The following is a 25,964-nucleotide window of genomic DNA, read 5'->3' as shown; positions in this document are numbered from 1 at the left end:
CGCGGCCTCCGCTCGCGTGAAGACGTCGTTCCGCCTGGCGCGACAAAGTCTTCACGCGAGCACACGAGTCGCACGGTGGGCGCGCGAGGCGCGATGATCACCCGTGCCCGCTGACGCCTTCCTCACGACCCACGGCCCGGACGACGAGATCCCGCTGCCCGGCGGGAACGTCGGTGGGGCCGTCCGCGTCGGTGACACCGTGCGTCGGCCCACCGGACCGTGGACCCCGGCGGTGCACGAGCTGCTCGACTTCCTCGCCGCCGCTGAGCTCCCCCGCATCCCCCACGTCCTGGGCCTCGACGACCGCGACCGGGAGATCCTCACGTTCCTGCCCGGCCGCGTGCTGGACATCGGCCGGGAGACGCTCAGCGACGCCCAGGTGCGGTCGGCGATGCGCTGGCTGCGGGAGTACCACGCGGTCGTCGCCGGCTTCCCGCGGGACAGCCGGCGCTGGCGGTTCGTCGAGCGCGCACTGGCGCCCGGCGAGATCGTCTGCCACCACGACAGCGCGATGTACAACATGGCGTTCGACGGCGACGAGCTGACCGGCGTGTTCGACTGGGACGTCGCCGGCCCCGGGATCCCGCTGGACGACGTGGCGATGTTCGCCTGGAACAGCGCGGTCCTGTTCCCCGACGCCGATGCCGCCGAGGTCGCGCACGTCCTGCGCACGATCGCGGACGGCTACGGCGGCCTGGACCCGCACGCGGTCCTCGACCACGTGATCACCCGCATGACGGACGCGGCCGACCGCATCGCGGCCGCGCAGGCGGCGGGCGACCCGGGGATGCTGCGGCTGGGCGAGGTCGGTGAGCCCGCGAACACCCGCGCACGCCTGAGGGTGCTCGCGTCGCGCCTCCCGGAGCTCCACTCCGCGCTGGACGCCGCGCGCTGAGATCTCAGGCGGGCCTTCCCGGGGGTTCGACGTACGGGGGGGCCGCGGTCCACGCGGCTGCGAGCAGCAGGATCCGCGCGATCAGGTTGACCCACACCAGCAGCGTCACGAGCACCGCGACGGAGGTGAACAGCGGGTTCTTGCTCACGCTCGCCGCCACGACCGACGTGCCGAGCGTCCGCACGACTCCGAGCCCGGTCGCCGCGATCAGCGCCCCCCGGAGCAGGTCCCGCCGCGGCGGGTGCTCCGCGGCCAGCACCGTGACGACCAGCACGAAGAGCGCGACGTCGATCGCGAAGGCGACGAGGATGCCGAGCGCCCGCAGCACGGCGGTCGTCAGGCCGTCCCAGCCGAGGGCGTCGAGGATCCAGGACGCCACCGTCCCGAGGCCCGTGGTCAGGGTCGCCGACAGCAGCACGGCGAACGCCATCCCGACGAACCCGCCCAGGTCCCGAGCCTTGCCGAGCACCGGGTTGCCGCCGAGCTCCGTCGCGAACATGGCGCGCACCGACCTGCGCAGGGCCGTCATCGCCGCGATCGCGCTCAGCAGCAGCACCACGACCGCGACGATGCCCGCCACGGTCAGGTTGGTGGACAGCTCGAGCACCTCCGGGTCGATCGCACCCTGGCCGTCCCCGGTGTCGAGCAGGTGCGGATACGTGCTGTCGACGGCGTGCAGGACCCGCTCGCGCAGCTCGTCGTTGTCGCCGAGCACCGCGACGAACGCCGTGTAGCTGAGGGTCAGCGCGGCGAACACCGAGAACAGCGCCGCGTAGGCGATGCCGCCCGACAGGACTCCGCCGCTGCGGGCGCGGAAGCGCGCGTTCGCCCGACCGGGTCGGGTGTGCTTCCACCACACGACCAGGGCTCTGCCGCGCGCGGTCGGCGACGTCGACCCGACCACTGCGCTCGCGACCTCATCGGCTGCCATCCGCCGACCCTAGGTCGGGCCCGCAGACCCGGTACAGGCTCCCGGCCCGGCCGCAGGGCGGGTGCGCCTCAGCCGGTCGCTGCGGCGGGCCCTTCCTTGCTCGTCGGGGCGTCGACCAGCGGGGGGTCGGCCGTCCACGCGGCCGCCAGCAGGACGATGCGCGCGATGAGGTTGATCCAGACCAGCAGGGTCACGATCACGGCGACCGAGGTGAACAGCGGGTTCTTGCTCACGCTGCCGGCGACCACCGAGGTGCCGAGGATGCGCACGATGCCGATGCCGACGCCCGCGATGACCGCGCCCCAGCGGAGGTCCCACCACGCCGGGCGCTCGTCGGCGAGGACCCACACGATGAGCAGGAACGTCGCCGCGTCGATGACGAACGCGACGAGGATGGCGAGCACCCGCGCCACGACCGTCGCGGCGCTCCCCCAGCCGAGCGAGTCGAGGATCCACGACGCCGCGCTGGCGACACCGGTGGTCACCAGGGCCGAGAGCAGCACCGCGAACGCCATGCCCGCGAAGCCGCCCAGCTCGCGGGCCTTGCCGAGCACCGCGTTGCCGCCGGCGCCCTCCTCGCCGAACATCGCTCGCACCGCGGTGCGCAGGGCCGCCATCGCTGCGATCGCGCTCAGCAGCAGCACGACGACCGCGATGATCCCGGTGAGGGTCAGCCCGCCGCTGAGCTCGAGCGAGTCGGGCTTGATCATGCCGCCGTCGCCGGTGTCGATCAGCCCCGGCAGGGACTCGTTCACGGCGTCGAGGACCTTCTGCCGCAGCTCGTCGTTCCCGCCGAGCACCGCCATGAACACCGTGTAGCTGATGGTCAGCGCGGCGAAGACGGAGAACAGCGCCGCGTACGCGATCCCGCCGGTGAGCACCCCACCGCCGCGGGCACCGAACCGGGCGTTGGCGCGAGCCGGGCGGGTCTGCTTCCACCACGCGAGCAGGGCCTTCGCCTTCTGCACGAGCGACGCCTTCGGTCCCGGCTCGACCGGGTCCGGCGACGTCGCCACGGCGTGTGCGTGCGCCGCTCCCGCACCCGCCGCGGGGCCGGTGTCGTCCTCGCCGTCGGCTGCCATGACCCGACCCTAGGTCGCGGTGATGACCCCGGCATCTGCGGGAGAACCGGTGAGGCTGAAGTCACGCGCGGGCCGCCACACGCCGTCGTCGCCGTGGGCATAGCTGTGGAAGCTGTCGACGACGAACGAGGCGTCGAAGTCCGCCATCCCCCCGAACGCGGCGTCCAGCTGCTCGTCGGGCACCTCGTGCGCGACGGTCACGTGCGGGTGGTAGCGGAACCGGAGCTCCTGCGTGAGCACCCCCGACCGCACGCTGCGCTCCAGCGCCTCGCAGCCACCCGCACCCTCGGTCACCTGGACGAAGACGACGGGCGACACGGGCCGGAACGTGGCGGTGCCCCGCAGCCGGATGACGAACGGCGCGTGGTGCTGGGCGATCGTCGCCAGGTGCTCGTCGACGGGCAGGATCTCGTGGTGCTCGATGACCGTCGGCCCGAGCAGGGTGATGTGCGGCGGGATGAACTCGGCCCACGGGTCGCCGAACCGCGCGCGGGCGGCCTGGAGCACCGAGCCGTAGGGCTCGGGCACCGTGATGGCGACGCCGATCCGGACCTGGTCGCCGGACCGTTCGGGCAGCCTCACGCGCCCACCCGGGTGCGCGCACGACGCGGCAGCAGGCCGCTGCGGTCGTACAGCCGCTCGAGCGTGCCGGCGGCCAGCTCGCTCGCCCGGTCCGCCCCGTCGGACAGGACGTCGTCGAGCGTCGCCGGGTCGGACAGGTACCCGTGCACGCGCGCCTGGAACGGGGTGAGGAAGTCGACCACCACGGCGGCCAGGTCCACCTTGAGGTCTCCGTAGCCCTTGCCCGCGTAGTCGGCCTCGAGCACCGGGATCTCCCGGCCGGTCAGCGCCGAGTAGATGGTGAGCAGGTTGGAGACGCCGGGCTTGTTCTCGGGGTCGAAGCGGATCTCACGCTCCGCGTCCGTGACCGCCGACCTGATCCGCTTGGCGACGACCTTCGGGTCGTCCAGGAGCTCGATGAGGCCGTTCGGGCTCTCGGCCGACTTGCTCATCTTGGCCGTCGGGTCCTGGAGGTCGTAGATCTTGGCGGTGGCCTTGACGATGTGCGGCTCCGGCACGACGACCGTGTCCGGCCCGAACCGCGCGTTCAGGCGCTGCGCGAGGTCCCGCGTGAGCTCGAGGTGCTGGCGCTGGTCCTCACCGACGGGGACGAGGTTGGTGTCGTAGAGCAGGATGTCCGCCGCCATGAGCACCGGGTACGTGAACAGCCCGACGGTGGTGCCCTCGGTCCCGTGCTTGCCGGACTTGTCCTTGAACTGCGTCATCCGGTTGGCCTCGCCGAACGCCGTGTGGCACGACAGCAACCAGGCCAGCTCGGCGTGCTCGGGCACCTGAGACTGCACGAACAGGATCGAGCGCGCGGGGTCGACGCCGGCCGCCAGGTACTGCGCCGCGGTGCGACGCGTGCGGTCGCGCAGGACGGAGGGGTCGGGGCTCACCGTGAGCGCGTGCAGGTCGACGACGCAGTAGATGGCGTCGTGCTCCTCCTGGAGGGCGACCCACTGGGTCAGCGCGCCCAGGTAGTTGCCCAGCTGGAGGGAGTCGGAGGTGGGCTGCATCCCGGAGAAGATGCGCGACTGCTGCGGCGCCAAGACCATCGGACCATTCTGTCAGGGCGGGAGGACCCGTCGTGCCGGGTGCCGTCCCGGAGGAGGGGGCGTGATCGGGAACGGGCGTCAGGTGGCCTCGTCGTCGTACGGCGTCGGGGCCGGCGTCGGTGCGGAGGCCGCGGAGGCCGCGGCGGCACCTCCCGTGGCCGCGCGCGCGGCTGCGGCGCCCGTCACGGGACGGGTGGCCGGGGTGCTCACACGGCGGACCGGCGGGTCGTCCTCCAGGAGCGCGTCGCGCACGATCCGGCGGGGGTCGTACTTGCGCGGGTCCAGGGCCGCCCAGTCGACGTCCCCGACCTCCTCGCCCAGCTCCTCGTCCACGCGCGCCTTGGCGTCCCGCACGAGCTGGCGGCCGCGGCGTACCCACTGCCCGAGCTGCTCGGCATAGCCGGGGAGCCGCTCGGGGCCGATGACCAGCGCGGCGACGACGAGCAGCACCAGCAGCTCACCGCCGTTGATCCCGAACACCGGGTCAGAGTACCCCCGCGCGCTGAGCCCCCAGGGGTCAGTCCGTGGGTGACTCGTCCAGCTTCACGCGCACGTCGCGCTCGCTGGAGCCGCTGCGCACGTGGAGCACGATCGTGTCTCCCGGGGTGCGCGCGCGGATGGCCACGATCAGCTCGTCCGGGTCGGTCACGGGGCGCCCGTCGATCGCCAGGATGACGTCGCCCGGGTGGATGCCGGCGCGCTCCGCGGGACCGTCGGCGGTGACCGGCTGCCGGTCCTCCTGCGCGCTCGACGAGACCTGCACGCCCTCACCGGTGTACCGCTGGTCGAGCAGCACGCCGATGATCGGGTACGTCGCGTGACCCGTCTCGATGAGCTGGTCGGACGTGCGGCGCACCTGGTTCGAGGGGATGGCGAACCCGAGCCCGATGCTCCCCCCGACGAGCGACGTGGACCCCGGCGGCTGGGCGATCGCCGAGTTGATCCCGATGACCTCGCCGGCCGCGTTCACCAGCGGTCCGCCGGAGTTGCCGGGGTTGATCGCGGCGTCGGTCTGGATCGCGTTGATGAACGCCTGGTCGTCCGGGTCCTCCGACTCGCCGGCCGAGACCGGCCGGTTGAGCGCGCTGACGATCCCCGTGGTGACGGTGCCGGCCAGCCCGAGCGGCGCGCCGACGGCCACGACGGCGTCGCCGACCACCACCTCGTCGGAGTTGCCCAGCAGCAGCGGGGTCAGGCCCTGCACGTCCACCTTGAGCACCGCGAGGTCGTAGTCGGAGGTGCGCCCGACGATCGACGCCTCCTGCTCGCTGCCGTCGCCGAACGTCACCGTGATGGTCGTGGCCGCGTCGTCGGCCTGCGCGACCACGTGGTTGTTGGTCACCAGGTAGCCGTCGCCGCGCAGCACGAACCCCGACCCGGTGGCACTGCCCTCGGGGCCGTCGACCTGGATGGACACCACGCTGGGCAGCACCCCGGCGGCGATCCCCGCCACCGACTCGGGTGCGCGCACGATGGTGTTGGAGCCCGCGGCGGCCAGGGGCAGTCCGGCGTCGGCCAGGTGGTCGTCCTCGCTCAGCCGCGCGCCGACGACGCCGCCGATCGCGCCCGCCGCCAGTGCGAGCACGAGCAGGGGGACCAGCCACGCGGCCGAGAGCGTTCGGCGGCGCTTGCGGTGCAGGACGACGGTGTGCGGCACGCCGCTCGGACCTGGCGCGGGGTCCTGCGGGACGTCCGTCGCCACGTACGGCACGCCTTCCCACGACTCTGGGGCGGGCTGGTGGACGGCAGGTCCGTGCGGGTTCGGCGGCGCGAACGGAGAGGCCGGCGCCGCGGTCGGCATCGAGCCGTGCGGGACGGACCAGTGGGTCCCGGGAGGCCGGACCGGCTCGGCGACGCGCGTCGGCGCAGCCTCAGCCACGGCCGGCGCGTCGGGGGCCGGCGTCGGGGGCACCTCCGGTGTGGGGGGCAGCGTGCGGCGTCCCGACGGCGACGCGAACGGGCTCGGCGGTATCTCTCCGGCGGGCACCGGGACGGGCTGCACGTCGTCGGGGGTCGTCATGGACGTTCGAGCGCTCCTGTCACCGTGGCCCAGCCGCGCGTGATGCGCGCGGGCACGCCGTCATCGAAGGCGCCGCCCGGAAAGGCTCCCACAAGTGTCGCGGCAGAGTCCGTCTGCTGCGAGCCGACCACCTGGACGACCGTCCCGTCCGCCTGCCACACGACGTGCCACGGCTCGAACGACAGCACGTAGACCTCACGGCCGCCCACCTCCGCGGTCGGTGCACCGGCGAGCGCGGTCGCGTCGAGCCGGCCCTGCTGCTCGGTCACGACCAGCGAGGCACCGTCCGGTCCCAGCACGTCGACCTCGAGCACCCGGGAGTCGTCACCCGACCAGCGCACCGTGGTCACCGACCAGCCGGTGGGCAGCTCGGCGGGGAACGACCAGGCGTGCTCGCGGAGCCACGTGACCGTCTCCCCGGTGCTGCCCGCGACCGGCACCGTCGACGAGCTGATCTCGCCCGCCGACGCGGACGGGTCCGCGGTGATCGCCTGGCCGAGCAGTCCGAGGTCCACCCCGGGGTGCACGGTGGGCACCACGTCGGGACGCTCGCCCAGCACGAAGAGCATCGCCGCGACCGCGCCGAGGCCCGCCATCGAGCCCGCCGCGATCCGGACCGAGGACCGCCGGTGGCCGACGTCGCCCCGCAGGGAGCTGCCCGCACGCCAGCCCCGCGCACCCAGGCCGCCGCTGGCGACGCCGTAGGACGCGAGCTCGTCGCGGGACTGCCGCACCGGCGGCGCGAACAGGTCGGACGCGATCGGCTCCGTGCCGCAGCCGAGGGACAGGAGCCGCGCCGTCAGATCCGGGGCCGGTGCGACCTCGTCGGCGGAGGCCAGGGCGCGGCGGGCCGCGCGCGACGCGGCGAGCTCCGCGGAGCACTCGGGGCAGACGGCGACGTGCGCGAGGGCCTTCTCGGTCTCCGCCACCGAGAGCTGCCCGTCGACCAGCGCGCTGATCCGCGACCCGAGGTGGCTCATCCGAGGACCGTCAGCGGTGAGGCATCGGCAGAGTCGGAGAACGAGCTCGGGGCGCGGTGCTCGAGAGAGACGCGCAGCCGCGCGCGGGCGCGGTGGATGCGCGAGCGGACGGTGCCCAGCTTGATGCCGAGCGTGACCGCGATCTCCTCGTAGGACAGGCCCTCGATGTCGCAGAGGACGACGGCCGCGCGGTACTCCGGGGGCAGCTGGTCGAGCGCCCGCTGGATGTCGAGGTCGAGGTTGCCGTGCTCGAACGCGCGCTCGGGGGCGCTCAGCTGGTCGCCGGAGGCGTAGCGCTCGGCGTCCTCGCCCATGGCGTCCATGCGGATGCGCTGCTTGCGGCGGGCCTGGTCGAGGAAGAGGTTGGTGGTGATGCGGTGCAGCCAGCCCTCGAACGTGCCGGGCGTGTAGGAGTGCAGCGAGCGGAACACGCGGACGAACGTCTCCTGCGTGAGGTCCTCGGCGTCGTGCTTGTTGCCCGTGAGGCGGTACGCCAGCCGGTACACCCGCGCGGAGTGGTCGCGGACGATCTCCTCCCATGACGGTGCCTGCCAGGCGGCGGGCTGGGTGCTCATGGGGTCGGTCTCCTCGGTGCGTGCCATCGTGCTCCAGTGTCCCAGGTGGAACTGTGAGCCTCGAACGCTAGGAACGCCCACACCGGGCGAGAAGTTCCGCTGGTAGCGGAGGCCACCGCCTCCCGCGTCGGCGGACAGGGCGCGACTACGCTGGCCGACGACCGTTGCACCGCCCCGTCATCCGCCCAGGAGGCAGCCATCTCCACCGACAAGGCCCAGAGCTGGGTCTACTGCGAGGAGTTCCTGCAGGAGGATGACATCGTGCTGCGCGCCCGTGAGCGCGCTGCGCAGCTGGGGTGCACACCGGTCCTGCCCGGGTCCGGCGCGGTCCTGAGCGTGCTGGCCGCCGCCGTCGCAGCCCGCGCCGTGGTCGAGATCGGTACCGGTGCCGGCGTCGGCTCCCTGTACCTGCTGCGCGGCATGCCCGCGGACGGCGTGCTCACCACCATCGACCTCGAGGTCGAGCACCAGCGTGCCGCCAAGGAGGCGTTCGCCGAGGAGCGCGTGAAGCCCACCCGGACGCGCACCATCTCCGGTCGCGCGCTCGACGTGGTGCCGCGGCTCACCGACGGCGGCTACGACCTGGTGTTCGTCGACGCCGACAAGGAGAACTACCCGGGCTACGTCGAGCAGGCCGTGCGGCTGCTCCGGCCCGGCGGCGTGCTCGCGGTCGACAACGCGCTCTGGCACGACCACGTGGCCGATCCCGCACGTCGCGACGAGACCACGACGACCATCCGCGAGGTCGGCCGCATCGTCCGCTCGGACGACCGCCTGCTCCCCGCACTCCTTCCGACGGGCGACGGCCTGCTGGTCGCGGTCAAGCGCTGACGCGGTGCTGGTCGCGGTCAGGCGCTGACGCGGTACGGCCGGAAGAAGTCGCGGAGCTCCTGGGCGTACAGCTCGGGCTCCTCGATCGGCGCGAAGTGCCCGCCACGCGGCGGCTCGGTGACCCGGACGACGTTCGCCGTGCGGTCCAGCCACGCCCGCGGCGGCCGGACGAGGTCGCCGGGGAACAGGGAGAGCCCGAGGGCACCTCGACCCGGCGGGCGTGCTGCGCGGGCGGGATCGCGGAGTTGGCGTGGTACATCCGCATCGACGAGCCGATGGTGCCGGTGAGCCAGTAGATCGTCAGGTTCGTGAGCATCTCGTCGGGAATGAGCGACCGGTCGCTCCAGGACCGGAGCTTCTCGACGATCCATGCCGCGAGGCCCGCGGGTGAGTCGGTGAGCCCGACGGCGGCCGTCTGTGGCTTGGTGCGGTGCATCGCGGCGTACGCGCCCTCCGACCCACCCCACGCGGCGGCACCCGCGAGGAAGTCGCGCTCCTCGGGGGTGAGGGTCTCCGGGTCGCCCGTGAACACCGGGAGGCCGCCGTCGGTGCGGTGGACGGCGACGACGCGGTCGGGGTGGTCGAGCGCGAGGAACCGGCTGACCCCGCTGCCGATGTCCCCGCCCGCCGCGCCGAAGCGCTCGTAGCCGAGGACCGTCATCAGCTGGGCCCACAGGCCCGCTACGGCGACGGTGTCGAGCGCCTGACCGGTCGGGCGGTCGGAGTACCCGTAGCCCGGCATGTCCGGGACCACCACGTCGAACGCGTCCGCGGGGTCCCCGCCGTGCGCGCCCGGGTCGGTGAGCAGCGGGATCACCTGGCTGTACCGCCAGAACGAGTCCGGCCAGCCGTGGCTGAGGACCAGCGGCAGCACGGGCCCCGCCGGCGCGGCCGCTCGGGCGTGCACGTAGTGGATCCCCAGCCCGCCGAGCGACACCCGGAAGTGCGGCAGCCGCGCGAGCTCCGCCTCCTGCGCCGGCCAGTCGAACCCGTCCGCCCAGTACGCGACGAGCTCTCGCAGGGAGGCGACGTCCGTCCCGAGCGACCAGCCCGCATCCTCCGGCGCATCCGGCCAGCGCGTCGCGCGCAGGCGGGAGTGCAGGTCCGCCAGTGCGGCGGGGTCGGTGCGCAGGGTGAACGGCTCGGGGCGGGGCGGCACGTCCGACATGCGGCCAGCCTAGGGCGACGATCCGCAGTGCTATGGCGTGTGACATGAGCAACATCTGGTCGATGACACGACCCGGAAGGAGATGCTAGCGTGGCAAAACCGACCGGTCGGTTTGTAGGTGAACCGCCTGCGGGTCACGTCACGTCCGCGGGCTCCATCCGAGAGAGGACACACCGTCGTGACATCTCTGAGCTCGTGGCGCCGAGCCGTCGCCACCGCACTCCTGACCACCACGCTCGTCGCCGGCAGCATCGCGGCTCCCGCCGTCGCCGCGGACAACCCCTACCAGCGGGGCCCGGATCCCACCAGGACCAGCATCGAGGCCGCCCGCGGACCGTTCGCCGTCGCGCAGACGTCGGTCTCCCGGTACCTCGTGTCCGGGTTCGGCGGCGGCACCATCTACTACCCCACCGACCAGTCCCAGGGCACGTTCGGCGCCGTCGTCGTCGCGCCCGGCTACACCGCCCGGCAGTCGAGCATCGCGTGGCTCGGCCCGCGCCTCGCGTCCCAGGGCTTCGTGGTGTTCACCATCGACACCACGACGGTCTACGACCAGCCCGCCTCCCGTGGGGACCAGCTGCTCGCCGCCGTCGACTACCTGACCGGGCGGAGCACGGTCGCCGCCCGCGTCGACGCCGGCCGGGTGGCTGTCGCGGGCCACTCGATGGGCGGCGGGGGCACGCTCGAGGCCGTCAAGGACCGCCCGTCGCTCAAGGCGGCGATCCCGCTGACGCCCTGGAACACCGACAAGACCTGGCCCGAGGTCACGACGCCGACCCTCGTGATCGGCGCGGAGAGCGACACGATCGCGCCCGTCGCCACGCACGCGCGGCCGTTCTACCAGACGCTCCCGTCCGCGACGCCGCGCACGTACCTCGAGCTGCGCGGGGCGAGCCACTTCGCACCGAACACCGCGAACACGGCGATCGCCTCGTCCTCGATCTCGTGGCTCAAGCGGTTCGTCGACAACGACACCCGCTACACGCAGTTCCTCTGCCCCGCACCGTCGGGCACGGTGTTCTCCGCGGTGAGCACCAGCTGCCCGTTCTGACCGGGCGAGCGCCCCGTCCCGTGACGAGACCCCGTCACGGGGCGGGGCACGTCAGCGCAGGTCGTCGAGGTACCGCAGCAGGAGTCGCGCACCGAATCCGGTGGCACCCTCGGTGACCTCGTGCTTGTCGGAGGTCGATCGGGCGGGCCCGGCGATGTCGAGGTGTGCCCAGGTGCGCGCGCCCACGAAGTGCCGCAGGAACAGCGCCGCGGTGATCGACCCGCCGCCGATGTGCTTGTCGATCGGCACGTGCCGCAGGTCGGCGACCTCGGAGTGCACGGCCTCCTCGTACTCCTCCACCAGCGGCATGTGCCAGGCCAGCTCGCCCGAGGCGTCGGCCGCCGCGAGGAGCGAGGAGACCAGGTCGTCGTCGGCGGAGTAGAGCGCGGCGTGCTGCTTGCCGAGGCCCAGGGTCGCGGCGCCGGTGAGCGTGGCGACGTCGATGAGCACGTCGGGGTCGAGCGTGGCGTCCGCCCAGGCCAGCGCGTCGGCGAGGACCAGACGGCCCTCGGCGTCGGTGTTGGCGATCTCGACGGTGGTGCCGCCCCACATCGTCAGGACGTCGCCGGGGCGGTACGAGGCTCCACCGAAGTGGTTCTCGGCGAGCGGCAGCACCGCGGTGACCCGGTGGGCGACCCCCGCGGCTGCCGCACCGAGCACGGTGGCGAGCGCGACGGCGGCACCGGTCATGTCGGTCTTCATGGGGACCATGCCCTCGCGCGGCTTGATCGAGATGCCACCCGTGTCGAACGTGATCCCCTTGCCGACGACGACGACGTGCTTGCCGCCGGCGTTCGTGGGCGTGTACGAGACGGTGACCAGCCGGGGCGACGACGCCGACCCGGCACCGACGGCCAGGATGCCGCCGAAGCCTTCCGCGGCGAGCTCGCGCGGGCTGCGGACCGTGACCTCGAGGCCGGCCTTCGTCGCCAGGCGCTTGGCCTGGTCCGCCAGCCACGCGGGCGTCTTGGTGCTGGACGGGGTGGTCGCCAGATCGCGGACCAACCAGGTGGCGGTCGCGGCGGTGCGGCCTTCCGCGACCGCGGCGGCGGGCCGCATGCCGTCGCGTCCGAGCAGCACGAGCTCCGCGGCGTCCCGCGCCGGGGAGTCCGACGTGGCCGCCGTCGGCGGGACGTAGGCGGCGAGCAGGTAGCCCTCCGCGACGGCGCGCGCCGCCGTGGCCGCGGTGGAGTCGTCCTGGGCCGCCTCGGCGCCGAGCGTCGTGACGACCCGGCGCAGGCCGCGCGTCGACCGTGCGAGCGCGGCACCGGCGCGGCGCAGGTCGGCGGGACGACCCGAGCCGACGCCCACCAGCACGAGCCGCGGCGGGAGGCCCGACCAGGGCAGCGTCACCGACGAGCCGACCGGCCGGGGCAGCTGGAGGACGTAGATCTCCCCCGCCGCACCGGTCAGTCGTGCGCGTTCACCGATCTCGGCCAGGTCGACCCCGTAGCGCGCAGCGGCCTCGGCGGTCCCCTGGAGCGGGCGCAGCGCGTCGTCGCCGGCCCGCGCCGGGGCCACAGGCACCGCGACCGCGTCGGTCGAGCCGTCGGACAGCAGCGTCGTCGTCGCGATGCTGCCGCCGTCGACGGTCACCGCCGGGGGCGTGCGACCGATCGAGGAGCGTGCGCTGGCTCGGGCCATCGTCAGCTGACGACGGACGTCAGGGCCTCACCCAGCTCCGCGGCCTCGGTCGCGTTGAGCTCGACCACCAGCCGTCCACCGCCCTCGAGCGGCACGCGCATCACGATGCCGCGCCCCTCCTTCGTGACCTCGAGCGGGCCGTCACCGGTCCTCGGCTTCATCGCGGCCATGCGGGGCCTCTCCTTCAGCTCGTGCGTCCGGTGCGTGGCTCGTGGGGGCGTTTTCACGCACCCCACGTCGGCCTCGTCTTCCGGTTGTCCGCGGTCCATCCTAGTTCACCCGAGGCCCCTCACCTGTCCCGATGCCGGTCAGGCCACCGATCGGACGAACGTCCGGGTGCGGACGCGCACCGCCGGACGGTCACGGCGGCCAGTCGGCCACCGGGTTGGCGTGCCACATCTGCCGGACCCACAGCACCTGGAGCGCGAGCATCAGGACGACGACCGCGCCGAACCACCATCGGCGGGCCGCCGGCGGTCGCGTGACGACCCCGGCGGTGACGGCCGCGAGCGGGAACGCCAGCAGGAGGAACCGCGCCAGGCTGCTGCCGGGCTCCACGACCGCGGCGATGTAGACGATGTAGGCGGCCGCCCACGCGTGCAGCTCGTTGCCCAGGCGCCACGCGGCGGGCACGACGAGCACCGCGACCACCAGCGCGAAGCTGAGGGTCACCACGAGCAGGGCGCGCGAGCCGAACCAGAACTGCGGCACGTAGAACCAGCCGCCGAACGGAGCGACCTCGCGGACGCCCCGCCAGGACTCCTGGGTCTGGAGGTACCCGTCCGGCACCCCGGTGGCCCACCCGCAGATGGCCGGCCACAGGAAGCCTGACGCGGCCGCCAGGACCGTCAGCGACCCCAGCCCCACGCCCGTGCGCCAGGTCCACGTGTCCGTCCCCCGCCGCGCGGACCACCAGCGCACCGCGGCGTGCACGACGACGACGACGGCCATCGGTAGCGCGACCGCCCGCGTGAACCCCAGCGCCACGACGACGAGCGCCATCCACCCGTAGTCGCGGCGGATCAGCAGCAGCAACGCGCTCGCGATGAGCAGCAGGGCGAGCGCCTCGGTGTACGCGACCTGCAGCACGGCCGCCGTGGGGAACACGCTGACCAGGGCGACCGACGCGAGCGGGAGCCCGGGACGGGCGGCGACGGCGCGCGGTGCACCCCGGACGACGGTCTGGTGGATCGCCAGGACCGCCCCGGCGCCGAGCACCACTGCCAGCAGGGGCGCGACGACCTCCCACGAGCCGCCCGTCAGCTGCATGAGCCCGCGCGCGAGCATCGGGAAGAGCGGGAAGAAGGCCCAGGCGTTCTGCTGGACCAGGCCGTTCTCATCGCGCGGCAGCTCCGCCGGGTACCCGGTCTCCGCGACCGTGCGGTACCAGGAGCCGTCGAACATGAACCCGACGTACGGGAAGTAGCCCGGGTGCTCCGCGGTCCACGGGTTCTGCTCCTGGACGCTCGCCACCCAGAGGAACGCCACCGTGGTGACCAGCCGCGCCGCCGCGTACACGGCGAGCACCTGGACCCACCAGGGCCGACTCACCGCCCAGGCCCACGGACCGGCGGTCGTCGGCTCCGACGTCGGCTCGTCGACCTCCCGCACCTCGCTCACGCCAGCCCCCTGACCGCCCGTGCGGGGGGTCGGTCCCCGCGGATGGACGCGACCATATCGAGGGTGCGCCGGGTCGCGCGCACGTCGTGCGCCCGGAACACCCGGGCACCGAGCCACGCGGCGACCGCGGTGGCGGCGAGCGTGCCCTCCAGCCGCTCCTCCGGGGGCAGGTCGAGGGTCTCCCCCACGAAGTCCTTGCGCGACAGGGCCATGAGGACGGGGAAGCCGAGCGCGACCAGAGCCTCGGTGCGCCGGACGAGGTGCAGGGAGTGCCACGTGTTCTTGCCGAAGTCGTGCGTCGGGTCCACCAGCACGCTCGCGGGGTCGATGCCGAGCGAGACGGCCCGCTGCGCCGCCGCCGACACCGTGCGGACGACGTCGTCGAGCACGCCGTCGAGCGGTACCGGACCCGGGTACTCCACCCGGAACGGGTCGGTGCGCGGGCGGGCGCCGCCGGTGTGCGAGCAGACGATCCCCAGGCCGCGCTCGGCCGCGACCTCCATGAGCGCCGGGTCGTGGCCCGCCCACGTGTCGTTGACCAGGTCGGCGCCCTCGTCGGCGGCCGCGCGCGCCACCTCCGCGCGCCAGGTGTCCACGCTCACGAGCAGGTCGGGGTGACGCGCGCGCACCCTCCTGACCAGCGGGATCACCCGCGCGACCTCCTCGTCGACCTCCACCCGCGGGCCGCGTCCGGCCCGCACCCCGCCGAGGTCGACGATGTCTGCGCCCTCGTCGGCCGCCCGCGCGACGGCCGCGTCGGCGCTCGCGTCGTCGTGCCGCGCCGGGGCGTAGAACGAGTCGGGCGTCCGGTTGACCACCGCCATGACCACCGGCCGGCCGGCCCCGACCTCGCGCCCCCGCAGGCGCAATACGGCACCGACCGGGGGCGTCGTCACCGGCCCGAGTCCTGGGCCGCCTGCTCCGCGCGGGCGTTCGCCGTGGCCGCCGCCTCCTCGGCCGCCCGGAGCTCCGCCCCACGTTCCAGCACGATCTTCACGGCCTCCTCGGCGGTGTCGACGACCTGCAGCAGCTGGAGGTCGGCGGCCGAGATCATGCCGCGGTCCAGGACGGTGCTGCCCACCCAGTCGAGCAGGCCCTGCCAGTAGTCGCGGCCGACGAGCACGATCGGGAAGCTGATCACCTTGTGGGTCTGCACCAGGGTCATGGCCTCGAAGAGCTCGTCGAACGTGCCGAACCCGCCGGGCATCACCACGAAGCCCTCGGAGTACTTCACGAACATCGTCTTGCGCGCGAAGAAGTACCGGAAGTTCACGCCGAGCTCGACGTACTTGTTCATGCCCTGCTCGAACGGCAGCTCGATGCCGAGCCCGACGGACAGCCCGCCCGCCTCGAGCGCGCCGCGGTTGGCGGCCTCCATGATCCCGGGACCGCCGCCGGTGATCACCGCGTAGCCCGACTCCACCAGCAGCCGCGCGACCTCCATGCCGAGCGCGTAGTCGGGGTGGTCCACGGGCACCCGCGCCGACCCGAAGACGCTCACGGCGGGGCCCACCTCGGCCAGCGCGCCGAACCCCTCGACGAACTCGCTCTGGATCCGCATCACGCGCCACGGGTCCCCGTGCACCCAGTCGGCGCTCCCGGCGCCGCTCAGCAGGCGCTGGTCGGAGGTGGTCTTCGGGATCTGCTCGCCGCGCAGCAGCACCGGACCCTTCCGGTAGCCGTGGCCGGGCGCGGACACACCGTCGTCGCTCATGGGCCGACTCTAGGTCGGCCGGAGGCCCGCGGCGGACGAGTCACCCAACGTTCACCTCAGGAGGTCAGCCACGTCCGCAGCGCCGCGTGCGCGAGCGTGATCTGACCGACCGGGCAGTGCTCGTCGTCCTTGTGCGCGAGCAGCGGGTCACCGGGGCCGAAGTTCACGGCGGGCACCCCCAGCTCGGAGAACCGGGCGACGTCCGTCCAGCCGTACTTCGCCGCAGGCACGCCGCCCGTCACGCCGAGCACGGCCCGCGCGAAGTCCTGCGCCGCCGGGTCGTCCAGGCCGGGCCGCGCGCCCGGTGCGGCGTCCGTGAGCACGACGTCGAAGCCGTCGAAGAGCTCGCGCACGTGCTCCGTGGCCTGCTCGACCGAGGCCGAGGGCGCGAACCGGTAGTTCACCGTGACGACGCACGCGTCGGGGATGACGTTCGCCGCCGTGCCCCCGGAGATGAGCACCGCGTTGAGGCTCTCCCGGTACACGAGCCCGTCCACCTCGACCTCCGCGGGCGTGTACGCCTCCAGCCGCCGCAGCACCTCACCGGCGGCGTGGATGGCGTTGCGGCCCATCCACGCGCGCGCCGAGTGCGCCGCGACGCCGGCCAGCCGGACCTCGGCACGCAGCGTCCCGTTGCACCCGCCCTCGAGCCCGCCGTTCGTCGGCTCGCACAGGACCGCGAAGTCGCCCGCCACCCAGTCGGGGTGGTTGCGCACCAGCCGCCCGAGGCCGTTGAGGTCGGCGGCGACCTCCTCGTGGTCGTAGAACACCCACGTGACGTCGTGCGTCGGCTCCGTGAGCTCGGCCGCGAGGGCCAGCTGCACGGCCACGCCGGCCTTCATGTCGACCGTCCCACGACCCCACAGCTCGGCCAGCGCACCCTCGCCGATCAGCCGCGTCGGCAGGTTGTCGGCGATGGGCACGGTGTCGAGGTGCCCCGCGATGACGACGCGCGACGGGCGGCCGGTGTGCGTGCGCGCGACGACCGCGTCGCCGTCGCGCAGCACCTCCAGGTGGGCGTACCCGGTGAGCGCGTCCTGGACGGCGTCGGCGATCGCGCGCTCGTCACCGCTCACCGACGGCAGGTCGCACAGGGCGCGCGTGAGGGACAGGAGATCGGTACCGAGGTCGAGGGTGGCCACGTCGCGACCCTAGCCCGCCGTCGCGTTGACCTAGGGTTGTCGCCATGACTGCACGGACGGCCTGGGGCTTCGGCCTGGCCACGGTGACCGACGACGGCACGACGCTGGACGTCTGGTACCCCTCGCCGGCCCTGGGTGCGCCCGACGACGACGCCACCGCACCAGCCGGGCTCACCGCCGCGGAGCGCGTCGACGAGGCCCGTGGCGTGCGCGTCGAGGTGGTCCGCACGGTCTGCGACCTCGACGCCCCCCTGGTGGACACGGCCGACGCCTACCTGCGCCTGCACCTGCTCTCGCACCGCCTGGTCCCGCCGCACGGCCAGAACCTCGAGGGGCTGTTCGGCGTGCTGCCCAACGTGGTCTGGACCGATCGCGGCCCGTGCGCGGTCGACGGGTTCGAGGAGACGCGCGGCCGCATCCGGGCGGCCACCGGCGTGCCGGTCACCGTGCTCAGCGTCGACAAGTTCCCGCGGATGGTGGACTACGTGCTGCCGTCGGGCGTGCGGATCGCCGACGCCGACCGGGTCCGCCTCGGCGCGCACCTGGCCGCCGGCACCACCGTCATGCACGAGGGCTTCGTCAACTTCAACGCCGGCACGCTGGGCACGTCGATGATCGAGGGTCGCGTCTCCGCGGGCGTCGTCGTCGGGGACGGCTCGGACATCGGCGGCGGCGCCTCGATCATGGGCACCCTGTCCGGCGGCGGGCGCGAGGTCGTCTCCATCGGCTCGCGCACCCTGCTCGGCGCCAACGCCGGCATCGGCATCCCGCTCGGCGACGACTGCGTCGTCGAGGCCGGGCTCTACGTCACCGCCGGTACCAAGGTGTCGCTCGTCGGCTTCGAGGACTCGCCCCGCGTCGTCAAGGCCCGCGACCTGGCCGGGCGCGACGGCGTGCTGTTCCGCCGCAACTCCCTGACCGGCGGCGTCGAGGCCGTCGCCCGCGCCGGGTCGGGCGTGCAGCTGAACGCCACGCTGCACGCCAACGAGTGAGCGCACGACGTCGGCGCCGACGCCGGGCGCGCCGGGCGGGCGTCACGGTCGCCGCAGCCGTCGCCGTGCTGCTCGCCGGCATCGTCGCCGTGGTCGTCACGCTCAACCGGACGCACCCCGGGCCGCCGGCGGCCGAGCGGTGCGTCGCCCGCCTGGACGGCACGGCGTGGGCGCTCAGCCCGGACCAGGCCCAGAACGCTGCCCTGATCGCGGCGACCGGCGTCCAGCGCGGACTGCCCGCCCGTGCCGTGACGATCGCCCTGGCCACCGCCCTCCAGGAGTCCAAGCTGGTCAACGTCACCCACGGCGACCGCGACAGCCTCGGCCTGTTCCAGCAGCGACCGTCGCAGGGGTGGGGCACGCCCGAGCAGGTCCAGGACCCCGTGTACGCGACCGGACGGTTCTACGACGGGCTCGTGACCATCGAGGGGTACGAGAACCTGCCGGTCACCGAGGCCGCCCAGGCCGTGCAGCGGTCCGGCTTCCCCGACGCGTACGCCCAGCACGAGACGCGGTCGCGGGCGTGGGCGTCGGCCCTGACGGGCTGGTCCCCGGCCGCCGTGACCTGCGACCTGCACGACCCCGACCCGGCGATCGCCTCGGCGGACGCGGTCGTCGCGCGTCTCCAGCGCGATCTCGGTCCGCTCCCCGTCGTCGCGGACGCCACGGGGGTGCTCGTCGTCAACACCACCGCGCTGGGCACCGACGCCGACCGCGTACGGCTGGACTGGGCGGTCGCGCAGTGGGCGGTGTCCGTGGCCCAGCCGCTCCAGCTGACGTCCGTGGCGGTCGCCGACCGCACCTGGGACCGCACGGGCGGGACCTGGGCGACCGGTGAGCCGCTTGCCCCGGGCAGCGTCCGCCTCACCGTGGCGAGCTAGCGGGCGTCGGGCCCCACGTGGTCGCGAGCTCGCCTGACGCGGCCGCCGACCAGCCGGACAGTCAGCGGGCGTCCGGCCCCACGTAGTCGCGAGCTGTTGCGCCCGTGTAGATCTGCCGGGGACGGCCGATCTTCGTCTGCGGGTCGGTCATCATCTCGCGCCACTGGGCGATCCAGCCGGGCATCCGGCCGAGCGCGAACAGCGGGGTGAACATCTCCTCGGAGAAGCCCATCGCCTTGTAGATGAGGCCCGTGTAGAAGTCGACGTTCGGGTACAGCTTGCGCGAGATGAAGTAGTCGTCCGAGAGGGCGATCTCCTCGAGCCCGCGCGCGAGGTCGAGGAGCTCGTCGTTGTGGCCGAGGGCCTCGAGCACGGAGTCGGCGCTCTTCTTCACGATCGCGGCGCGGGGGTCGTAGTTCTTGTAGACCCGGTGCCCGAAGCCCATGAGGCGCACCCCGGGCTCCTTGTCCTTCACGCGCTTCATGAAGTCGGTGGCGTCGCCGCCGTTCGCCTGGATCTCGGTGAGCATCTTCAGCACGGCCTCGTTGGCCCCGCCGTGCAGCGGACCGGACAGCGCGTTGATGCCGGCCGCGACGGACGCGTACAGGTTGGCCTGGCTGGAGCCGACGATGCGCACGGTCGACGTCGAGCAGTTCTGCTCGTGGTCCGCGTGCAGGATGAGCAGCTGGTCGAGCGCGGAGACGACCACCGGGTCCGCCTCGTACTGCTGGTACGGCACCGCGAACGTCATGCGCAGGAAGTCCTCGACGTACCCGCGGGAGTAGTCGGGGTACAGCAGCGGCTCGCCCTTGGACGCACGGTGCACGTAGGACGTGATGGTCCGCGTCTTGGCCAGGATCAGCACGGTGGCCAGCTCGACCGTCTCGGGGTCGAACGGGTCCAGCGACTCCGGGTAGAACGTGGACAGCGCGTTGATGGCCGACGACATCACGGCCATCGGGTGCGCGTGCCGCGGGAACGTCCCCATGAACGTGCGGAAGTCCTCGTGCACCAGCGTGTGGCGGTTGACCCGCTCCTCGAACGCGTCGAGCTCCACGGGGGTCGGCAGCGCGCCGTGGATCAGGAGGTAGGCGACCTCGAGGAACGTGGAGTGCTCGGCCAGCTGCTCGATGGGGTATCCGCGGTAGCGCAGGATGCCCTCGTCGCCGTCGATGTAGGTGATCTTCGACTCGCACGACGCGGTGTTCATGAACCCCGGGTCCACGGTGACCAGGCCCGTGTCACGCAGCAGCGAGGAGACGACGATGCCGTCGTTGCCCTCGGACGCGGTCACGATCGGCAGGTCCTTCGACTGCCCGTCGACGATCAGCTGGACGGGCATGTGAACCGCGGTGACGACGTCCGACATGGTGTTCCTCTCCTGCGACGTCCGTCCAGGCGGGGGTTGCCCCCGCGCGTCCGGTCATCGGCGACGACGTCCTGATGGGCGTGCGCGTGCGCGCCCTCGTTGGCGTGGATCGACGGTACCCGCGCTGGGCCGGGCGTGACCAATCCTCGATCAGACGTTGGTACTGGTGTGACCACGATCACACGTTGCGGTTCACGCCCCCGAGAGCCGTGCGGACGCCTCGGCGATCCGCTCGTCCGGCGCGGTCAGCGCGACCCGCACGTGCACCGGGTCACCGTAGAACGCCCCCGGCGCGGCGAGGATTCCGACGGAGGCCAGATCGGCGACGGTGGCCCAGCTGTCCTGGTCACCAGCCTCGGGGCGGACCCAGAGGTAGAGCCCCGCGTGTGAGCGGTCGACCACGTAGCCCGCGCTCTCGAACGCGGCCCGCAGCACGCGACGACGGCGACCGTAGACGGTCCGCTGAGCCGCGACGTGCGCGTCGTCGGCGAGCGCCGCCGTCATCGCCGCCTGCACCGGGCCCGGCACGATCATGCCGGCGTGCTTGCGCACCTCGAGCAGCTGGGCCACGAGCGCGGGGTCGCCGGCGACGAAGGCGGCCCGGTACCCCGCGAGGTTCGACTGCTTGGACAGCGAGTACACCGCGAGCAGCCCGGTGAGGTCGCCGCCGGTCACCCGCGGGTCCAGGATGCTCGGCACGCCGGACGACGCCCACGGCTCGTCCCAGCCCAGCTCGGCGTAGCACTCGTCCGAGGCGACGACGACCGGCTGGGCCGACGCCCGGGCGGCGTCGACGACGGCGCGCAGCTGGTCCACGCCGAGCACCGAGCCGTCGGGGTTGCCCGGGGAGTTCAGCCACACGAGCCGCACGTCGGCGCGTCCCGTGAGGCGCGACACCGGGTCGTCGGTCGGCTCCGGGGTGGCCCCCGCCAGCCGGGCACCCACGTCGTACGTCGGGTAGGCGGCGGACGGGTGCAGGACCACGTCACCCGCGCCGAGGCCGAGCAGCGACGGCAGGAACGCGACCAGCTCCTTGGACCCGACCGTGGGCAGCACCGCGGCCGGGTCGAGGCCGCGCACACCGCGTCGACGCGCGAACCAGTCGACGACGGCGTGCCGCAGCGCGGGGGTTCCGTGCGTCGTCGGATAGCCCGGCGAGTCCGCCGCGTCCGCGAGCGCCTGCTGCACGACCGCGGGCGTCGGGTCGACGGGCGTGCCGACGGAGAGGTCGACGATGCCGCCGGGGAACGCGCGCGCGACGTCCGCGAACGGAGTCAGGGTGTCCCAGGGGAAGTCGGGCAGGGCGCCGGTCTGGAGGCCCACGAAGCTGGCGTCAGTCGCCGTGCACGCGCAGCGGCAGCGTCGCGATGATCGGGTGGTCCTTGGGGATCTCACCCATCTTGGCCGCGCCACCGGGCGAGCCGAGGTCGTCGAAGAACTCGACGTTCGCCTTGTAGTACTCGGTCCACTGCTCGGGGACGTCGTCCTCGTAGTAGATGGCCTCGACCGGGCACACCGGCTCGCAGGCGCCGCAGTCCACGCACTCGTCCGGGTGGATGTACAGCGACCGCTTGCCCTCGTAGATGCAGTCCACGGGACATTCCTCGATGCACGCCTTGTCCTTGACGTCCACGCAGGGCTCGGCGATCACATACGTCACGGTCGGTCCTCCACAGGCCAGGGGTCCTCCTAGTATCGCTCACATGCACCTGCCCGCGACGCGCTGTCCACGGCTGGGACACCGGTGCCCCCGATGACCGCCGAGGCGTGGCGCGCCTGGTCACCGGGGATCCGCGTGGTCGTGCGGCGCCTGCGCGACGACCTGACGGCACCGCAGCCCGAGCGCCCCGGCGTGCACGTCCCCCAGCACACGGACGTGCTCGGGGACCTGCTCGAGGTCGACGACGACGGCGTCCTGGTGCGCACGCGGCGCGGGAACGTGCGGGTCCCCGCCGCCGACATCGTGCTCACCAAGGTCGTGCCCCCGGCGCCGGTCGAGCGGCGCCGGCGGACGACCGACACCTAGCTACGGCGTCGCTGGGGGCGTCGCCGCCGGCGGGGCACCGCAGATGATCTTGTTCTGCGGCTTGTAGCGCCACGAGTTGGACTCGGTCTTCTCGAGCGTGCCGTTCAGGTACGTCCGGCGCGTGACCGTGACGGAGAAGCCCGGGTTCCCCGCGCCCTGGGCCTCGCACGTGGGCGACTGCGAGTACACGGTGGTCGGAGCCACGACGCCCGAGCGAGGGCTGGTGCTCGACTCGACGGTCCAGTACTTGGTGCCCCAGATGCGGACGTAGACCCGGCCACCCGACACCCAGGCCTGCACCAGCGCGCCGTGCGGCGTGTTGTTCTTCCAGCGCATGTCGAGCGTGCCCGTGAAGATCGTCGCCTCGCGGCCCTCGGGGTACCGGGAGAACCACTCGCTGTGCGGGCGGTGCTCGATGTCCTCGAACCCGGCCAGGAAGCCGGCGTTGTAGGTGGTCGTCGACACCTGGCTCAGGCCGCCGCCCCACGCGTCCGTGTGCTCGCCGCTGACGATCGCGCCCGCCTCGACGTAGCCGTGCGCCGCGTCGATCGGGCCGAGCGCCTCGGTCAGGCTGAAGGTCTCCCCCGGGCGGATCAGCGTGCCGCTGATCTTGCTCGCGCCGTTGGTGATGTTGATGGTGCGCCGCGGTTCGCTGTTCAGCGGGGTGGAGAACTCCGAGACGATCTCCTTGACGCCCAGCGCCTCGAGCTCCGCCGTCGACTGGGACGGGTCCGCCTCGACGAGCTCCACGGGTGCCGTGCGATCGCTCGCCGTGGCGGCCGTACCCACGCCCGCGGCCAGCGCCACGGGATCCAGTGACGTGCCGGGCGTGCCGGGGATGATCACCGGGGCGTCGTTCACGAACTCGAAGTGCGCGTCCGCGGACTGGGTCAGCAGGTCGGGCAGCTGCGCCAGGACCGCCGCCGCGATGCCCTCGCCGTTCATCTGGAGCGCGAGGTTCCCGTCGGTCGGCACGAACGAGGCGTTCGCCGCGAGGGTCGCCGCGTCCAGCATCGCGGTCCGGCCCTCGACCGCCACGGAGACGGGCGCCGACGTGACCTTCCGGGCGGTCACCAGCGTGGCGTCGGTCTCGGCCTGCGTGATGTCGGGCTCGACCGTCACGGTCGGCAGCTCGATCGGGCGGGCGGCGACCAGCCAGTCGGACTCCAGCGTGTCCGCGGCTCCCGGCTGGTCCAGGTCCCACCCGTCCACCGCGTCGGTCGACTGCGCGGTGGCGTCGACGAACACGACCGTGCCGTCCACCGGCGGAAGTGCGAGCGAGGTCCCGAGGTCGCCGATCGCCGCCGAGAGCGCGTCGTCGTCGACCGACGTGACGGGGTCCTGCGCGCCGACTCCGACGAGGTGCGCCCAGAGCCGTCCCGGGTCCGCCAGGTCCACCCCGGTGAGCCGGTCGACCGTGGCCTGGGCGTCGAACGTCAGCCCCGCAGCGGTCGGGTCGATCGTCGCCTGGACGTCGTTGGCGACGACCTCGATCGGCTGCGTCGTGGCGTCCGCCAGCTCGTCGTCCAGCAACGCGACCGCGTCGGCGGACGGCAGACCGCCGACGTCCACACCCGCGACCGAGGCGCCGCGCGGCACCCGGTCCGCGAGGGCGTACGACGCCCCGACGTACACGGCGCCCAGCACGAGCACGATCCCCAGGACCAGCAGGAGCCGGCGCGGCCAGCGCCGCTTGCCGTCCTCGGCCTCGAACACGTCGAGCGGGGACTCCTTGCGGTCCGACTGCGGCACCGGGCCGGACGGGATGGGACTGGGCGGAGGAGCGGTGGCTGCTGCTCCCGGGCGGGCGCTCGGGGGAACCGGGCCCGACGGGATCGGCGCGGTCGGTGCTGCGACGGGTGCAGTCGGGGCCCCGACGGGCGCGGTCGGCGCGGCGGCCGGGGTCGCGACGGTGCCGACGGTTGTCGGTGCCACGGCCGTGGCGGCCACTGCGGTCGCAGCCGCTGCGGCTGCCGGTGTGGTGGCCCGGCTCGGCGCGTTATTCACGGGCACCGTGCGGGTGACCGGTGCGGAGAGGGTCCCGACGGGCGGCGGCGACGCAGGGGGCGCCGGCGGCGCGGCGGCCGGGGGTGCGGGCGTGCTCGCGGCGGCGGCCACGGGAGCGATGACCGCGGTCGCGTCGTCGCGTCCGGGGGTCGACGAGCCGGTTGTGCTCGGCGCGGGGGTGGTCGGTCCGGCGGTCGTCGGCTCGGTCGCCGCGACCGCTCCCGCGGCGACAGGCTCGTCAGACTCGTCGGCAGACGCTGCGACAGGCTCGTCAGACTCGTCGGCAGACGCGGCGACGGGCGCGTCAGACTCGTCGGCAGCCGCTGCGACGGGCTCGTCCGGCTCGTCGGCAGCCGAGCCGTCGACGGGCGCACCCGCGATCGGGTCGACCGCGCTGGAGCCGGCGTCGACCTGCTCGTCCACGGCGCTCGCGCGATCGTCCGACGCGACGATCACGGACTCGTCGGCGACGGCGTCCTCGGGCTCGGCGGACGGGTCCTGGACGGCGGGCGGCACGTCGATGTCGGCGTCCGCGGGGTCCACCTCGGCCTCGGCGGCAACCCCGTCGAGTGTCTCGGTGGGCTCGTCGGATCCGGCGTCGGGCCGGCTGGCCTCGTCGACGCCCTCGGGTGCGTCGGTCGTGTCCACGCCGGTCGGCTCGGCGACGGACTCGGCCCCGTCGGCCGCGTCATCCGTCCCCGCGTCGTCGGCGGTCGGCCCGTCGGCCTCGGCGACGTCCACCGCAGCCTCGTCGACAACCGGCGGGTCACCGGCGCCCTCGTCGGCAGCCACATCGACGACCGTCGCCTCGTCGGCAGCCACATCGACGACCGTCGCCTCGTCACCACTGGCGTCGTCGACGACCACGGCGTCGGCGACCGCGGGATCACCGGACTCGTCAGCGGCCGGCTCGTCACCAACGGCCTCGTCACCCGCGACCTCATCAGCGGCCGGCTCATCACCAGCGACCTCGTCAACCGCGACCGGCTCGTCACCAGCAGCCTCATCAACCGCGACCTCATCTGCGACCGGCTCATCACCAGCGGCCTGGTCGGCCGGGACCTCGTCGGCCGCGGGGTGATCCCCGGCGGTCTCCTCGGCGCCTGCGCTCTCGTCGGCCACGTCGTCCGCGGCGGGCTCGCTCTCGTCGGCAGGACTGCTCGGCTCGGCGACGGGCGTCGGCGCACCCGCACCGCCCCACACGGGCCACACCGGGTCGGAGGACGGACCGCTCGCACCGGTCGGGGCAGGCGTCTGCGGCCCCTCGTCGCTGCGCTGTCCGGGCTCGTCGCGGTCCGTGCCGTTGCTCATCCTGCTCCCCTGCTGCTCCACACGCGCACAACGCGTCCGCGCGGAGTCTACGTGCCCGGCCTGAGCCGCACGTCCGCGCCGCGACCTGCGACGGCGTTCTCACCCG

The 25,964-nt window shown here is 73.6% G+C and carries 25 protein-coding genes; 6 read left to right on the top strand and 19 right to left on the bottom strand.

The genetic code is table 11. The features are described from left to right. The first annotated feature begins 103 nt into the window (after nt 1–103). Nucleotides 104–895 (top strand): phosphotransferase, encoded by a 792-nt coding sequence (locus ACO06A_RS13035; RefSeq protein WP_421732654.1) that lies wholly within the window; start codon nt 104–106, stop codon nt 893–895. Nucleotides 896–899: 4 nt separating this feature from the next. Here the strand turns inward: ACO06A_RS13035 and ACO06A_RS13030 are convergent, their stop codons facing one another. The 8 genes from ACO06A_RS13030 to sigE form a co-directional block, all read right to left on the bottom strand. Further along, nucleotides 900–1,826, bottom strand: a complete 927-nt coding sequence (locus ACO06A_RS13030; protein ID WP_421732653.1) for a YihY/virulence factor BrkB family protein — start codon at nt 1,824–1,826, stop codon at nt 900–902. Between the two features lie 68 nt (nt 1,827–1,894). Beyond that, nucleotides 1,895–2,908, bottom strand: coding sequence for a YihY/virulence factor BrkB family protein (locus ACO06A_RS13025; protein ID WP_421732652.1), 1,014 nt, complete (start codon nt 2,906–2,908; stop codon nt 1,895–1,897). A gap of 9 nt (nt 2,909–2,917) precedes the next feature. Continuing rightward, the gene (locus ACO06A_RS13020) at nt 2,918–3,490 is read right to left on the bottom strand and encodes a 2'-5' RNA ligase family protein (RefSeq protein ID WP_421732651.1); all 573 of its coding nucleotides are present in this window, start codon (nt 3,488–3,490) and stop codon (nt 2,918–2,920) included. Continuing rightward, nucleotides 3,487–4,527 (bottom strand): tryptophan--tRNA ligase, encoded by a 1,041-nt coding sequence (gene trpS, locus ACO06A_RS13015; RefSeq protein ID WP_421732650.1) that lies wholly within the window; start codon nt 4,525–4,527, stop codon nt 3,487–3,489. Before trpS ends, ACO06A_RS13020 begins: the two co-directional genes overlap by 4 nt. 78 nt (nt 4,528–4,605) lie before the next feature. Then, on the bottom strand, nt 4,606–5,007 hold the full coding sequence (locus tag ACO06A_RS13010; protein WP_421732649.1) for a twin-arginine translocase TatA/TatE family subunit: 402 nt from the start codon (nt 5,005–5,007) through the stop codon (nt 4,606–4,608). 37 nt (nt 5,008–5,044) lie between these two features. Continuing rightward, nucleotides 5,045–6,547 (bottom strand): S1C family serine protease, encoded by a 1,503-nt coding sequence (locus ACO06A_RS13005; RefSeq protein WP_421732648.1) that lies wholly within the window; start codon nt 6,545–6,547, stop codon nt 5,045–5,047. Next, complete coding sequence (locus tag ACO06A_RS13000) at nt 6,544–7,527, bottom strand: zf-HC2 domain-containing protein (RefSeq protein ID WP_421732647.1); 984 nt, start codon at nt 7,525–7,527, stop codon at nt 6,544–6,546. Before ACO06A_RS13000 ends, ACO06A_RS13005 begins: the two co-directional genes overlap by 4 nt. Then, on the bottom strand, nt 7,524–8,102 hold the full coding sequence (gene sigE / locus ACO06A_RS12995) for an RNA polymerase sigma factor SigE (protein ID WP_421736061.1): 579 nt from the start codon (nt 8,100–8,102) through the stop codon (nt 7,524–7,526). Before sigE ends, ACO06A_RS13000 begins: the two co-directional genes overlap by 4 nt. Before the next feature lie 198 nt (nt 8,103–8,300). Here sigE and ACO06A_RS12990 point away from each other — a divergent pair, with 198 nt between their 5' ends. Continuing rightward, nucleotides 8,301–8,933 (top strand): O-methyltransferase, encoded by a 633-nt coding sequence (locus ACO06A_RS12990; RefSeq protein ID WP_421736060.1) that lies wholly within the window; start codon nt 8,301–8,303, stop codon nt 8,931–8,933. Here the strand turns inward: ACO06A_RS12990 and ACO06A_RS12985 are convergent. Further along, nucleotides 8,923–10,101 carry an epoxide hydrolase family protein gene (locus ACO06A_RS12985; protein ID WP_421732646.1) on the bottom strand — a complete coding sequence of 393 codons (1,179 nt, stop codon included), beginning with the start codon at nt 10,099–10,101 and terminating at the stop codon, nt 8,923–8,925. The genes ACO06A_RS12990 and ACO06A_RS12985 overlap by 11 nt on opposite strands. A 178-nt stretch (nt 10,102–10,279) precedes the next feature. Here ACO06A_RS12985 and ACO06A_RS12980 point away from each other — a divergent pair, with 178 nt between their 5' ends. Beyond that, nucleotides 10,280–11,152, top strand: a complete 873-nt coding sequence (locus ACO06A_RS12980; RefSeq protein WP_421732645.1) for an alpha/beta hydrolase family protein — start codon at nt 10,280–10,282, stop codon at nt 11,150–11,152. 51 nt (nt 11,153–11,203) lie between these two features. Here ACO06A_RS12980 and ACO06A_RS12975 read toward each other — a convergent pair whose 3' ends face one another. The 6 genes from ACO06A_RS12975 to dapE all read right to left on the bottom strand — a co-directional run bounded on the left by ACO06A_RS12975 (nt 11,204) and on the right by dapE (nt 17,272). After that, nucleotides 11,204–12,796 (bottom strand): leucyl aminopeptidase family protein, encoded by a 1,593-nt coding sequence (locus ACO06A_RS12975; protein WP_421732644.1) that lies wholly within the window; start codon nt 12,794–12,796, stop codon nt 11,204–11,206. 2 nt (nt 12,797–12,798) lie between these two features. Next, nucleotides 12,799–12,966, bottom strand: a complete 168-nt coding sequence (locus tag ACO06A_RS12970; protein ID WP_013772033.1) for a DUF3117 domain-containing protein — start codon at nt 12,964–12,966, stop codon at nt 12,799–12,801. Between the two features lie 190 nt (nt 12,967–13,156). Continuing rightward, nucleotides 13,157–14,416, bottom strand: coding sequence for a hypothetical protein (locus ACO06A_RS12965; RefSeq protein ID WP_421732643.1), 1,260 nt, complete (start codon nt 14,414–14,416; stop codon nt 13,157–13,159). Further along, complete coding sequence (folP, locus tag ACO06A_RS12960) at nt 14,413–15,312, bottom strand: dihydropteroate synthase (protein ID WP_421732642.1); 900 nt, start codon at nt 15,310–15,312, stop codon at nt 14,413–14,415. Before folP ends, ACO06A_RS12965 begins: the two co-directional genes overlap by 4 nt. After that, on the bottom strand, nt 15,309–16,130 hold the full coding sequence (locus tag ACO06A_RS12955) for a TIGR00730 family Rossman fold protein (protein WP_421732641.1): 822 nt from the start codon (nt 16,128–16,130) through the stop codon (nt 15,309–15,311). The genes folP and ACO06A_RS12955 overlap by 4 nt, the downstream gene beginning before the upstream one ends. A 56-nt stretch (nt 16,131–16,186) precedes the next feature. Beyond that, nucleotides 16,187–17,272 (bottom strand): succinyl-diaminopimelate desuccinylase, encoded by a 1,086-nt coding sequence (dapE, locus tag ACO06A_RS12950; protein ID WP_421732640.1) that lies wholly within the window; start codon nt 17,270–17,272, stop codon nt 16,187–16,189. A gap of 44 nt (nt 17,273–17,316) precedes the next feature. Between dapE and dapD the strand changes: the two genes are divergently transcribed. Both dapD and ACO06A_RS12940 read left to right on the top strand, forming a co-directional pair. Continuing rightward, nucleotides 17,317–18,264 (top strand): 2,3,4,5-tetrahydropyridine-2,6-dicarboxylate N-succinyltransferase, encoded by a 948-nt coding sequence (dapD, locus tag ACO06A_RS12945; RefSeq protein WP_421732639.1) that lies wholly within the window; start codon nt 17,317–17,319, stop codon nt 18,262–18,264. Beyond that, nucleotides 18,261–19,145: a hypothetical protein gene (locus ACO06A_RS12940; RefSeq protein WP_421732638.1), complete on the top strand. Its 885-nt coding sequence runs from the start codon at nt 18,261–18,263 to the stop codon at nt 19,143–19,145. Before dapD ends, ACO06A_RS12940 begins: the two co-directional genes overlap by 4 nt. Before the next feature lie 61 nt (nt 19,146–19,206). Here ACO06A_RS12940 and ACO06A_RS12935 read toward each other — a convergent pair whose 3' ends face one another. The 3 genes from ACO06A_RS12935 to fdxA form a co-directional block, all read right to left on the bottom strand. Beyond that, entirely contained in the window at nt 19,207–20,487 is a 1,281-nt protein-coding gene (locus ACO06A_RS12935) for a citrate synthase (RefSeq protein WP_421732637.1), read from the bottom strand. A gap of 219 nt (nt 20,488–20,706) precedes the next feature. Beyond that, a complete protein-coding gene (gene dapC, locus ACO06A_RS12930) occupies nt 20,707–21,837 on the bottom strand; it encodes a succinyldiaminopimelate transaminase (protein ID WP_421732636.1) in 1,131 nt (376 codons plus the stop codon). 10 nt (nt 21,838–21,847) lie between these two features. Continuing rightward, complete coding sequence (gene fdxA / locus ACO06A_RS12925; RefSeq protein WP_175345853.1) at nt 21,848–22,174, bottom strand: ferredoxin; 327 nt, start codon at nt 22,172–22,174, stop codon at nt 21,848–21,850. A 93-nt stretch (nt 22,175–22,267) separates the two neighbouring features. Here fdxA and ACO06A_RS12920 point away from each other — a divergent pair, with 93 nt between their 5' ends. Then, nucleotides 22,268–22,540: a hypothetical protein gene (locus ACO06A_RS12920; protein WP_421732635.1), complete on the top strand. Its 273-nt coding sequence runs from the start codon at nt 22,268–22,270 to the stop codon at nt 22,538–22,540. On the opposite strand, the gene ACO06A_RS12915 is transcribed toward ACO06A_RS12920, so the two are convergent. Then, nucleotides 22,541–25,858 (bottom strand): VanW family protein, encoded by a 3,318-nt coding sequence (locus tag ACO06A_RS12915; protein ID WP_421732634.1) that lies wholly within the window; start codon nt 25,856–25,858, stop codon nt 22,541–22,543. Nucleotides 25,859–25,964 lie beyond the last annotated feature (106 nt).

It is taken from the genome of Cellulomonas sp. (assembly GCF_965229465.1).
In the GTDB taxonomy this organism is placed as follows: Bacteria; Actinomycetota; Actinomycetes; order Actinomycetales; family Cellulomonadaceae; genus Cellulomonas.
Note: the sequence above shows the minus strand (reverse complement) of the source record. Positions and strands in the feature narration are given on the sequence as shown.